5 protein-coding genes are annotated in these 13370 nt (G+C 40.9%); all 5 read right to left on the reverse strand.

All coding sequences use genetic code 11. From position 1 onward, the window contains the following. Nucleotides 1–133 precede the first annotated feature (133 nt). A complete protein-coding gene (locus tag H6G92_RS21730) occupies nt 134–5470 on the reverse strand; it encodes a DEAD/DEAH box helicase (RefSeq protein ID WP_190895670.1) in 5337 nt (1778 codons plus the stop codon). A gap of 111 nt (nt 5471–5581) precedes the next feature. Then, nucleotides 5582–5764 carry a hypothetical protein gene (locus H6G92_RS21735; protein ID WP_190895671.1) on the reverse strand — a complete coding sequence of 61 codons (183 nt, stop codon included), beginning with the start codon at nt 5762–5764 and terminating at the stop codon, nt 5582–5584. Nucleotides 5765–5803: 39 nt separating this feature from the next. Further along, the gene (locus H6G92_RS21740; RefSeq protein WP_190895672.1) at nt 5804–6595 is read right to left on the reverse strand and encodes an Rpn family recombination-promoting nuclease/putative transposase; all 792 of its coding nucleotides are present in this window, start codon (nt 6593–6595) and stop codon (nt 5804–5806) included. 16 nt (nt 6596–6611) lie between these two features. Next, nucleotides 6612–10436 carry an Eco57I restriction-modification methylase domain-containing protein gene (locus H6G92_RS21745; protein WP_190895673.1) on the reverse strand — a complete coding sequence of 1275 codons (3825 nt, stop codon included), beginning with the start codon at nt 10434–10436 and terminating at the stop codon, nt 6612–6614. A 64-nt stretch (nt 10437–10500) separates the two neighbouring features. Continuing rightward, complete coding sequence (locus H6G92_RS21750) at nt 10501–13272, reverse strand: helicase-related protein (RefSeq protein WP_242059266.1); 2772 nt, start codon at nt 13270–13272, stop codon at nt 10501–10503. Between the last annotated feature and the right edge of the window lie 98 nt (nt 13273–13370).

The following is a 13370-nucleotide window of genomic DNA, read 5'->3' on the forward strand; positions in this document are numbered from 1 at the left end:
TGAACTTTTTAATTGATTTTCATCTAATTCTCCTGTTTCCTATTTAAATTCAATATCGTAATTTTACAAATTAATTATACTATCTGCTCAGTATATTTTGGGTCAAATAAAAGCAATCGCACTCTAAAGCCACTCACAAACTTGCTAGCTTTGTCAACTCTCTTCGCCAATCTTCATCATGCCGTAGAGTAAGGATATGGTAGCTGGTATTGTGCTTCAGATTATCCCGTTCTATTTGGTCTTGCTTACGTTTTTCAAGGCTGTCATGAACTGAACCGTCGCAGAAAACAGCAATGCAATTTTCTTTATAAAGAAAATCTGGCTTACAGTTTGACTCTGGAATCAATTCCTGTGCAGTATCGGGTAATTTATATCCACGGTGATAAATTTCATGTAAAACTACGCGTTCAAATTCGGAATTGGGGTCTGTTTGTTGCAGCAGTTGTTGATACTGTTCATCACGGCATATTCCTTCTATCTGCACTGTACTTTTTTGTAGTTCGTCAAGTAAGGGTTTGATGAGATGGCGATTTATCAAAGCATGGTCGAACTGGTTACGGTAAGAAAGCAAGCATTCATAGCAAGCTTGGACACAGCTATCTTTAGGTTCTTTGAAATGGCAGATATCTAAAGCTGCATCGGCTATTTTTTGAAAAGCATTAGGTTTTTCTAATAGTTGAGAAAGGACACCTGCACCGCCTTCTGTAGCCTCCCAGAACAGCAAATATTTCCCGTCTCCCAGGCGTTCGGAGTCGAGTTCATCGGCTTCTAATTTGTACACTGCTTGGATGGCAGTTTCCAATACATATTGCAGGGTGGCAATAAAAGCTTCTCTTTCGTCTGTGGGTACGCTTAATGGTTCAACAACCAGAATATTGCAGGTGTTTTTCACCATTAAGTTAACGTCGGCGTGAATGCTATCTTTTGCTAAGTCGTTTTTGGCATCGCCCCAAGTACCAGTTTTGATGTCGAGTTTAAATCCTCGTTCCTCACTTTTTTTCTTGTTCAGTCCGCGATTAATATGCCAGATGTCTGCCGTAGCGCCATAGGTTAAACGTAATAATTCTGTACCATCGGCAGTCTGTACTGTTGCTGATTGGCATTTTTGCTGGTCATAACGGAAATGGGTGGTGATGTTGTAACCGTATTTCAGGCGTTCTTCTTCATCACAGGTAATGCGTTCTCGTCTCCAAGCGATCGCAGTTTCCATTGATAATAAGCGTGTAAGTAAAGCCTTATTATTGTTATTATCGACAAGTTTTGCCCCGCAGTTCTCACAAGTATCGCGGTTACTGGTTGCCCCTTCATGGAAATAACCACATTTAAAGCAGACATTTACCCGTTGATAGTCAGCGCCACCAACAGGGATTTTGGTTTTAGCCACCATAAATTTACTACCCTCATAGTAAATAACATTACCAGGAGCAAATTCTCTCAAAGCCACGCTACGGAGGCGGGAAATAAATTCGCCACTTTCTTCTGTGGGAATAAATGCCCGGACTGGTAAGCGGGGGAAGTTAAACCCAGGTAAAAATCCCTCCGCAGCAAAGTAACGATAGGGGTAAAATTCAAACTGATTATTGCTTTTACCTTGGACTTGTCCCACTAACAGGTCAATTTGTCGCAGTGCTTCTTTTTCTTGGGCTTTAGCGATATCCCGTTCTTCTTGGGTTGCATAGCCTCTGGTATAACGACTTGTGCTTTCGCGGGCTTTTTCTAATTGTTCAACTGCATCCTTGTATAGTCTACGCCAGCGATCGCAAGCTTGATCAAAGGCATTATCTGCATTTTCTAGGGTAAAATGTAACCAATTTTCAGAATACCAAGAGGTTTTGTTCAGATCGTTTTGGCAGAAGGTATCAGATAAAATCAGTTTTGTAGCTGCCAGACATTTGGCTAATTTTTCCTGACTCATCTTGATTTTCTGAGTGACATCTTCTTTTAGCGGACAGTCCGGCGAATCTAACTCCAGAATTTGGTTCATGGAATTTTCCAAGTATAAGCCAGTGTGTGCCAGCCAAATTGAATACACATGAGATTTAATTAAATCCTGGTTTGCTAGTTCTAATTTGGGTGGGGCGACGACACCAGCAACCATTTGACTTTGACGTTTAAAGAAATATTGGTCGTGACCGCTACCAATGGAGGCATAAGTAATTACTAAAGCTTCCTGTCCACTTCTGCCGGCGCGACCACTGCGTTGGGCGTAGTTGGCTGGACTGGGGGGAACATTCCGCAGATGGACAACGCTGAGGTCGGAAATGTCTATCCCCAATTCCATTGTCGGGGAGCAAAATAAAGTTGCTAATTTGCCATGACGGAATGCGTCTTCTCGTTTCTGGCGGTTTTCGTTTTTTACCTGTCCGGTATGTTCTCGCCCTTCTAGTGCTTTAATTTGATGAGCGTTAGTTTGGTAGAAGTCTTGAAAAAATTGGTTGACAGAAGTATTTCTGTCGCTACCCTGCAAACGACGGGAGGTTAAAGGGTCGGGGGGAATTTCACTTAATTTTGAGGCTACCCAGACCATTGAATTAATTTTTAGTTGGACTTCTTCTTCCTTCTTGTATAAGTAACCTGCGTCTGCCAAAGCATTTACCAGAGCATTAATTAATTGGTTATAATCCGACTCTGGCAAAGGTTTTTGCAACCAATTCCATGCCCGATTAGAACGCAGAAAGCGCCCGATTTCACCGCGAAATGTCAGTCTAATTGTATTCCGCCGTGATTTACCTTTTTTCTCTGTGGGGCTGAGGCTTGCCCAACTAGCTTCGTGTAAATATTCAAAATTATCAATAGTCCAAGGGTCTTTTAGTGCTTGAGATACTTCCTTTTTCAGTTGTTCTGTACCCTCTCGTTGTAGAATTTTCGCATCAATTACCAATTTTTTTCTGAGGTGGTCGAGGAAGGTTTTAACAACAAAATATCTTTGTGACGGTGAGGCTTGCAGTAAAATTGGATGGCGGTATTTTTGCCAGAGTTGAGTATTTTCACAAGTTGCTAATAGTTCGGCGTATTCTATGGTTAATAAACCGCATTGTTCTAGATTAGGCTGGACAATTCGCCAACCGCGACGCAAATCTTCGTATAGCCGATATTCAATTAAATTGCTAAAAGCTTCTTCATTCTTGCGTTTACCAAAGCCAAATTCTGCGGCTTCGATTGCATAATCTGCTTGAGATAAAGCCATCTGTTTGACAACTTCCGCCGCCAGTGCTTTGTGAGTTAACTTTTCATTTTCTTGAATAGCACTATTCAAAGCTGCTCGTAAGAAACTGGTTTGGACAAAATCATTGAAATGTCCTGCCTGTAATGAAGCATCTTGACGGTTATCAGTAAAGCTGAGGATTTTTGCGGCTTTGGCTTTCTCGCCAGTGAAAACTTGCTTGAGGCGACTGACGGTAGAAAGACAAAGTAGAGTTGTTGCGGTACTACGTCCTTCGCTACTTAGACGAGAGAGTTTAGTAAATTCGTTTTTCTTTTGGTCGTACAATACACCACAGTGGAGACAGGTAAGAAAGGGTTTAGGAATAAACCAACAGGTAGTTCCCTGTAATACAGAGTTTATGACTTTACCGTTGGGTAAAACTTGCAGTTTGTGGGGAATAAAAGGTGCATATTTTTTTTCGGGAATACGCCCTTGCCTTTTAGTTTCTTTAAACCATGAGTCGGGAAGTCTCTCTTCGTCTTCTTTATCCCAAAGTCCGGGTTCATCAAGGGTTAGGTAGCCTTCTTTGATATCTTCATTGTCAAGACTATCTAAGGCTGTAGGTAATTGGGGCAGTACAATGTCTTTTTCAGAATCGTAGCGTACCACATAATAATCCTGTCCGCATTCCCGACAAAAGACGAGGGGATAAAGCAGGCGGTTTTCGGTGGTTGTGTACTGGCCTTCTAGGGTGAGAAGTCGTTTGTCTCGATTTTCAATCGTGGCGTAAACACTACCGCCTTGGGAAATAAACTGATGCAGGCGGAATGCCAATCCCTTTGTTTTGCTTCCCCAAAGAAATATCTGTTTGAGGATATTTAAGCAAGTTTGCTCGTTGAGTTGGGTTTCATTTGCGAGTTGATTTGCACCTGTTTCTAGGGTGATGGGTGTGCGGCGGACGAGATGTCCTTGTTTGTCTTCTAAACCAAAGTTCATCTCTACCCAGTGGCTAAGGGAATGCTGTTTAAAAGCGTCTAAGGTTTGTTCGGACTTTGGGGGTAAACCTTGAATAATGCTTTCCTGCAATTTTTCGGTGGTGGGTGCAGCACTTTTGATAGAACGTTCTAAAGTTTCATCGATGACGTTGCTGGGTTGAATTTCTACGCCGAATAATTTACTAGCAACATCTGCGACTACCTGACGGCGTTGCTGGCGGGAACCTTCGGAAGACATGGTGGCGCTAGTGCCAATACACAGAAGTTTCTGGCCGCAGCGTTGCCGAAGTTTGCGAATTAAGATGGCGACATCTGCACCTTGCCGTCCTCTGTAAGTATGCAGTTCATCTAGTATGAGAAATTTTAAATCGGGGGATGCTACTAATTTATCTTCGTGAGTGCGAGACAGCATTAACTCTAGCATCACGTAATTTGTGAGCAAGATTTGGGGCGGGTTGTTTTGAATTTCGGTTTTCTTCTCTAGTTTTTCTTGCCCAGTGTACTTTTCAACGCGAATATGGGTGTTAGGGACTTGTTTGAGAAATTTTCTTAATTCTTCTTCCTGAGAATTAATTAGGGCATTCATGGGATAAACCAAAATAGCCCTAACTCCTTTGATTTCAGGATGGTGTAGCAAATCATCAATGATGGGGACAACATAAGTTAGGCTTTTACCGGAACCCGTTCCTGTGGTGACAACGTAGGGTTCTTGACGTTGTGCTGTTTCAAAGGCTTCTTTTTGGTGGTAGTGGAAGGTAAAAGGTTTACCATCTTGTGAGAAGTAGCGTGTACAGTCTGGATGGAGAAGACGTTGCTGTACTAATGTAGTGACTGATGCGCCAGGACGATATTTAGGGTTAAGTTGCACTAAAGGGTCAGTCCAGAGTTGACCTTTTTCTAACTCGTTATCGACAAATGCTTTTACTTTTTCGTCGCGGATTTTGAGGAAGCTTTCAATATAGCGGCGGTAGTCGCCAATTACTTCGTTGCGGAAATTAAATATATCAAGGAACTGAGAATTGGTGAGAGAGGATGAACTACTGTTTACTGGTACTTGAGGATTTGTTCGATCTAAGCGTTGGTCAATCGATTCTTGAAGTTGGTAATTAAAGCTTTGAGTAATAGTAGAAAAATCGAAGATTTCTGCAATTTCTTGTATATCCCAATTTTGAGGAATACTTGTAAATAACAAAGTTAATTGTTCTGGCGTAACAGCTATTATTCCTGTACAATCTAGGAATGCTAATTTTTGACTTAATAAATTGCTAATAGGTAAAATTCCATTCTCATGCTGCTGTAATAATTCCTGTAGTTTTATAGTAATTTTCATAAAATTTAATTCTAGATTTTAGTAGATAGGGTGCATTAGTTCGTTAACGCACCCTATCTACTATATTTCCCGTTATAGACACGAGAAATAACAAAATACGTGTTGATATTTTTACATCTCTTCTAAAACTTTTCTTACTTCCTCCATATCTAGTTCTAAACGTTCAGCAATTTCTTGAACAGTTAACCCTAGTTCCAGCAAAATTGGTATCATTTTCAATTTGATTTCTAGTTTTCCTTCTTCTTTTGCTTCTTGATAAACTCTAGTTTCTTTAAGTATGTTTAAGTTCAGCATGGTTTCTCTGTACTCCAGAGTAAATCATCTAATTTAAGACTACTCTCCCAAAGCTTGTCTAATGGTGTCATTATCCAATTCTAATAACTCTGCTATCTCCTGAACACTGAGTCCCCTTTGCACCAGCTTTGGCAAAATTTTTAACTTAGCTTTTAGTTCACCTTCTTCTTCACCTTCTGCTTTTGCTTCTTGATAAACTCTAGTTTCTTTAAGTATGTTTAAGTTCAACATGGTTTCTATCTCCTCGCGGCTTAAGTTAGGAAACTTGTAGACTACGATTGTCTCTATAAATTCTAAAACTTTTCTTTGAATAAGAGTGTCTGTCAATTCCTCTTTAGCTTTGTCAATTAGGTTTTTGGCCAATTCTCCGGCTTTATTTTGACTCTCTATAACCAAGCGTACAATTCCTATTCCCAGAGAATCATCTGGTGCGTCGTCAAGTTCATCTAGGTAAAAGCGACGTAGATGAGGTTCTAGCAAGGAACGATAACGTTGGGGATAGCTACGTTCATTGCTGCGTTTGTCATAGATAACTATTGCAAACCAGTCAGGGTTAGGTGGCTGATATTGTGTAAAGTAAAGAAAAATACTTGTAAATAGTCGGTCATAAAATTCTTCATCTTTGTAAAACTGAATCTCTACAAAGTACAGTGGTTGATTAGGAAATTCTTTTAATGGAGAAAATAATCCATCTAATCGGAAGCTTGTTTGTTTAATTTCTGGTGCGGTAAACTCGTAACTATTGGTGCTAATATCTGGTTTACCAATGATTTCAAAGAAGATGTTAGGAAATTCTTTCAATATTTCATAGAAAATTGCATCTGTTTTCATAATTACGAATTACGAATTATTTAAACATTCTATCCCATGCTTCCAGCACTAACCTTTGTGTGCGATATTCACCAAATTGTTTAATTTCGTTATTCTTCAAAACGCGGAATGTTTCGCTGGGGAAGTCTGCGCCGTAGACATCAGCAGGGTCTAGAATATATCGCAGTTCATCACGGGTGAGTCCGTAGAGTTTCGCGTAATATGCGTCTAATTCTGCTCTTAATAATGCGCGTCTGTTGGGGTTCCAAATGAAGGGTTCGCCGTTGTATCCCATATCTTTGGCGAAGGGTTGCATATCCCAGGCGGTGTAGACTAATTCGAGTACGCGATCGCTAATAAATTTGATATCTTCTGGGGTGTATAATTCTGGGGGAAGAACAGGGAGTTGTTTGAGAATATAAAAAGCTAGATGAGTACCACCAACTTTCTGTTTAGCTACAAAATCAAAAACTAAACTATTGAAGTTACCTATTAAACATAAAACCTTGTGAGAATTATTAGATTTTATAAATAAAATATGTGCAGGGTTAGCAGTAGCAATTTTAGGTAATATTGTAAAAATAGCAGTACGTTCATTTCTCGAATCTGTTATATCACGAACAGCTATTAACCATTCTTTATCCCATTTATTTGCTAAACGATTTTCAACTTCTCTATGATTTACCCAATAACGAGGTGTTACAAAAGTATTAACATTAGTTTTATCTATATCGGTTAAGTTTCTTACTTCTCCATTATCATAGGTTGCCCACCGATGATCAAAATGATAAAACATCTTAGCTTCATAAAGCGGAAATAAGTCATCACCGACTTCATACTTGAATAAATCACAATCATTTGCCATATCAAACATTCGCATAAATGAAATACTCCAAGGATTGCTTTTTGTGAACTCATTTTCTAAAACCGGAGCATTTTGATAGATTTTTTTAGTAATTTCCGCATCAGTAAGACTCCTGAAAATCGGGCAATTACCTGTATTGGGATTAAACAATAATATATCTTTTAAAGAAAGATTAAATACTTGCCTGTTATCTTTCAAATCTTTTATTTTAGTTAGCATAAAAGAAAAAGAAATATTTTGCTTATAACTATTAGATATGGTTAATAAACAAAATTTAGTTTTTGTGTGCAAAGCAGTAAATAAATGTTCTCTATTTTCAAAATCATACAGGCTTGCTAAAGCTTGTTTCTGTGTCAAATCTCCAAAAAACTTTTTACAAGTGTCATCAGTTGCAATTCCGGTAGGAACAATTATCCCAACTCTTCCATCAGATGAAATCAATGTTCTCGTAGTCTCAGCAAATACAGCGTAAGTATTAATGTCTCCCACCGCAGTTAAAGGAAATCTACCTGACTCTCGAATAAATTTCCCTTGTGCCTCAGCATCATGCTTTGCTTCTTCAAAAGCTTGTGCTAATTCAGGATTTTTCTTGGGTAATTCCTTAATCAACTTCTCCCGCGCCGCCTTATTTACAGCGTTAGCAATTTCCGCACTTTGAGAGGCAAAAAATTCTTTCTCTTGTAACTTAATTCTTTCCCAAGGTGGATTGCCCAACACACAATTAAATCCGCCTTGTTCAAACACTTCTGGGAATTCTAAACACCAGTGAAAAAATTGCTTTTCTTCAGCCAAATTATTTGCTGCATCTACAACCTTTTGCGTTGATACATTCCCTTTTAATAGCTGAGATAAAGCCGCCGTAGTTGGTAATAACTGTAAATTCTCTTCAGTTAATAGCATAAAAAATGCCGCAGTCCACAAATTACACGCTGAATAGTCTTGCCACCAACCCGGACTTTTACGACTTTGCTGATACTGCGCCTGCTTGTCTTTTACTTGTTGAGGTGAAGTTTCAGGAATTTCTCCTAACTCTCGAAAACTTTCAATATATTGTGTACGTTTCAGTTCTAAATTATTAAATATTGATAATTGTCCTTGTAAATCTGTCTCACGTTGATTTTTATTTTCCTTCTTGCGACGGCTTGCTAAAGCCTTATCATCACCTGTTACTGGCTTAAATGCTTCATCTGGTATTCCTTCATCTAAACAACTCAAATCCATCACTCCCACAAGGGAATTACCGCACTTAATCCTATGATCTAAAAAGTTAAGAGGTAAGCCGCGAGAAAAACCTTCAATCCATAATGCTACTTTACACAAATCAATAGCCAAGGGATTAATATCTACCCCATAAATGCAATTTTGGATAACATCTCGAATCGCTAACTTTAAAGGTTCACTGCCTGGTTCAGGTTCACCAGTACGAATTTTAGCTAGTTCCTTTCCTAACCGACGTGCTGCGGCTAAGAGGAAATGACCAAAACCACAGGCAGGATCTACAATTTTGAGGTCAAGAAGTACTTTTTCTAATTCGTAATTATTTTCTGCGTTCCGAAGCTTTTCTTCAATTACAGGTTCTAAGGCTGTTTTTATCAGTTGTCCTACTAGCTGCGGTGGCGTATAGTAAGAGCCTGTAGTTTTCCTCTCACTACCAAATACTAATTTGAATTCGTAATTTTTAGGAGATATTTCTGGGTGAAAATCAAGCAGACTTTCATATACGCTACCTAATTCTTCCACATCTAAGGCAGCATAATTTACCCGTCGTAATTGCCCCTTATCTTGATATAATGATAACTCCCGAATTGCTACTAGCAAGTCGTGATTATCAATAGCACAATCATCTAAAGCTGGTAGAGTAGACGAACCAAATAAATCGCCATTTAATGGTGATAATCCTAAATATTTTCCCCGCCAATTTTCATCAAATAGCAAAAATGTAACCCACAAACCCTGCCATAAATCTTCAAAGCCTTCCCGCCGCCAATGGGGACGCTCGGCTAACTCTCGCAGGCGCTCAATGCTGTAATATTCTCGGTAGATTCGCGCTTTCTCGACATCTTCACCAATTATTAATAAATTACGGGACTCTGCCACCATCAAAAACAGCAGGCGATAAATCAGTCGCAACAGTTGGCGATAATATCCGATATCTGTTAATTCTTTACCAGCAGCAAGCTTCTGCCGCAAGTTTTCATTACTGGGATGTTGTAGAAAACCTGTGCCTAACTGTATTAGTGCTTTTTCTACCCCATCTCGGAGTCTGTCGCGTACCCGTCCGCCCTGTTGCAGTGCCTCTTGGTGGTAATATTCCAGCAAGCACTTATCGGCATCATCCATACCTTCAGGCAAGCGGGAACGGTGAAATAACCGATAAAATAGCCCAAATTCGGCAAAGTTCTCACCGTTGAGAATCTGTTCTAAGTCAAATTCAACGTAGGTAAGACGAGTCATCAAGGAAGAGTCGCGCAGTAACCGCCAGCGAAAACCATTAGTTGCGATCGCCCACAGATGTTCCGTCTTGTTAAGATACTCCTGCACCAGTGCGTGTGCTGATAACCTGGGTGTGCCACTGGGAGGACGATGATCTACCTTGATTCGACAACCAATAATGTGGATAGGTGGCTTGTTTTCGCCTAATTCCGCACGATGAGAAATCGCATAGGTTTGTCCCTCCACTACTTCGGCTTTAGCAGTGTAAACAGGGTTATATCCGAGACTTCGTAGCAAGGGAACTACCCACAGTTCGCGGGTGACGCTGGTAGCGGTATCATCTGCATCTAACCTGTCTAATTGCCGTTGAAATGCAGCCCAATAAGCTTTAGCATCACCCCAAGCGATCGCAATTTCATCTGCTAGCTTGTCAGTTTTCGTAAAACCAAAATCCTCTGGTGCTTGCCCTTTGATATTACCTGCCAACAATTCGGCAGTTATATCTGCTGCTAGCAAATTCCCTTCAATCTGAACGCCTGCTAAAGTAATCCTTGTTACACTCATCTTTGACGCACCTAATATTAAAAATTGTCTAAAAAATTACGTAGCTTGCTTCCCCGAAGGGGTATTACGAATTACGAATTTTCCCAGGCTGGAGAATATAAACCCCTAGAATATCCATTGGTAGCTGGGGTTTAACCTGAATCTGTCCTTCTTGGGTGATTGCTCTGACTCGTCGATGTGATTGGGAAAGAGAATGCGATCGATCTCTGGCAAATAGTTCTAAATCAGGCTCAATCTCTGTAATTTTGCTGAGTAACTCTTCAATTTCCGCCTGTTTGATGCCTAGAGGCGCATCACCCACAGGGTTAGCTTGTTCCAGCAAAGATTTTGCATCCTCCGGTGTCAGCCAGATGGGATTTGATGGAGGGCCAGTAAATCCAACTACTGCACATTCCTCCGCCAGCAAACTTTGGTGTTTTGGGCTGTTTAACAAATGCCGTAGCCGCAATAACAGCAAAGTCGTGCGCTTGGTGACAGTATCCGTCGTAGTAAAACCACACCGCGCTGCTATGGGTTCTTGATTATTCGAGAGTGCATCTTCAATAATGTGACGCGCTAAACCTTCTACCAAAGGGTGATTCCGCCCTACATATTCCACCCCTTCTGGTGCAGGGGTTGTAAAGGTGAGCAAGCGCGGCTTATCCCCCAGTACAGGCTGGAGAAAATTGGGAATTGTGGATAGTAGCCAACCCTGTTTTTTCTTACTTAACGAACAAGATAGGCGATTTGCTGCTGACAACACGAACCGTTTCACATCCTGTTCATTACCTAGAATTTGGTCAGATTCAATCAGTTCTTGCTGTACCTCCACAGGTTTGATTGAACGTTGAGCAAAGCGGGTACGGCTAGTTTTTTCTCGCTCTACTGCTTTGTCCCAATTTTTATGAACTTGGTCAACAGCAGATTCTTTTTCATCGAATAAATCCAGTAGAGACAATTGCACCGCATCTTGAGCGCGGTCAAATAAAGATTTAAAAACAGCTTCCGACACTGTGGTGCTGTCCATTGGTACGGGGACAGTAATTCCCAAGGTCTTGTGAATTTGTACAGCCTTGCGAATTAGCACATCTAAAACCGCGCCATCCACCGGATTATCTGAACCGTAAAGCAACAAAGTTTTAACTTGACTTGCAGTTTGACCATAGCGGTCAATACGTCCTTCCCGTTGTTCCAAACGATTCGGATTCCAGGGTAAATCGTAGTGAATCACCGCACTGAAGTGAGATTGCAGGTTTACCCCTTCACTCAAACAATCAGTAGCTACCAAAACTCTTTGAGGATATGACTTTAACTCTTGCAGACGTATTTCTCTTTCATCTTCTGAAAGTTCCCCAGTAATGGCAATGACTCGAATTTGACTCCCCTTCTTTTCTAGTTTTTGCTTGAGAGTATCAGCAACATAATTTGCTGTAGCAATATAGCGACACCAGATAATCGGGTTAAAACTTTCTGAAAGCAGGGTTTGTATAGAAGCGATACATGATTGTAATTTTTGGTCTTTCTCACCCTGTAATTTTTGGGCTGCTTGCACAAAAGCTCGGAGTTTGCGTTTATCTGTATCGCCATAGCTTTGCTGTCCCTGTTCTACAACCACAGTCGGAGTTGCATCAACAGCTTGCTCCTGGTCTGTGGAGTCGTAAACGTAAGAACTCATTAAATCTTCGTCTAAATCAGCAAGCAAACTATCGTCACCGGATTTACTCACCTGACGGTTTAACGTTGCTACTGCGGCGGCGGGAGAAGACATTACACAACGAATCAACGCCAAGGCCGACCAATAACGTCCCCGACGCTGGGCATAGCTCATGTCTTGCGTTGTAGTTTTTACTAACCCACGAGCAAAGTTGTAGACATCATCAAATAATTGCTTATATTCCTTCGATAACTTGTAAGGCTTTTCTTCTGAATCTCTTTCAGGAAAAGGCGTTTCATTCCCTAACCACTGCTTAACATCTGCCCGCCGACGCTGGATAAAATGACTTGCCAGTTTATCTCGCTGTTTCTCTGTTAGGCGGTCTAGGGTTAATTGCTCAAACTCCGGTTGGAGTAATCCTAGCAGGGATAAAAACGACTCTTCAATGCCACTGTGAGGAGTAGCCGAAAGTAATAATAAATGGCGATCGCTTTTCTCGGCAATCTGCTGAATTAATTGGTGGCGTTGCTGCTGAAATGTACTCTTGCTGCTGGGACGGGTACAAGTATGCGCCTCATCCACAATTACAAAATCAGGACAGTGTGTAATAAAACTTGCACGACGGCGTTCTGCTTTGGCATAGTCCAAGCTAACAATCAGGTGTCGATAGTAACTAAATATATGAGAACCATTCGGGATTGCTCTCTCCAATTTAGAAGCTGTTCCAGAACGGACTACCACAGCATCAATATGAAACTTTTCGCGTAATTCTTGCTGCCACTGGTCGCATAAATGAGGAGGGCAAAGGACAGCTATCCTCTTTACTTCACCTCTATCTAAAAGTTCACGAGCAATTAATCCACCTTCAATGGTTTTCCCAATTCCCACGTCGTCTGCAATGAGTAGACGCACTGTTTCTAATCGCAACGCCATCAATAAAGGCACTAACTGATAAGGACGAGGACGCAAAGATAAACGTCCCAAACACCGAAATGGCCCTGCTCCACTTCGCAGCAAATGACGTGCTGCATCCATCAGTAGGATTGCTGCTGTATGGTCTTTAATACTGATAGCGTTTGGTAAGGGAAAGGTTGCTGGTTGCAGAGTTTCTATCCCCAACTCCTGAAGCTTCTGATAAATTCCCGCAATTTCCTCTTCGTTCCCTGAGAGAGGATATTGGTGACAACTTAAGGCGATGGTCAAAATGTCAAGCAGGATATGGAGATAAGTTCAAAGTGGGTTGTTGTCGGGATTTGGGTTGAGATTTAACAATGCCCAAATCTCGATTTTTGGGAGAAGTA

The sequence above is a fragment of the Nostoc foliaceum FACHB-393 genome, assembly GCF_014698505.1.
Classification (GTDB): Bacteria; Cyanobacteriota; Cyanobacteriia; order Cyanobacteriales; family Nostocaceae; genus Nostoc; species Nostoc foliaceum_A.

What these genes read in the sequence shown, in the direction of transcription:
- H6G92_RS21730 (WP_190895670.1), bottom strand. Translation starts at nt 5,470, where the DNA reads ATGAAAATTACTATAAAACTACAGGAATTATTACAGCAGCATGAGAAT.
- H6G92_RS21735 (WP_190895671.1), bottom strand. Translation starts at nt 5,764, where the DNA reads ATGCTGAACTTAAACATACTTAAAGAAACTAGAGTTTATCAAGAAGCA.
- H6G92_RS21740 (WP_190895672.1), bottom strand. Translation starts at nt 6,595, where the DNA reads ATGAAAACAGATGCAATTTTCTATGAAATATTGAAAGAATTTCCTAAC.
- H6G92_RS21745 (WP_190895673.1), bottom strand. Translation starts at nt 10,436, where the DNA reads ATGAGTGTAACAAGGATTACTTTAGCAGGCGTTCAGATTGAAGGGAAT.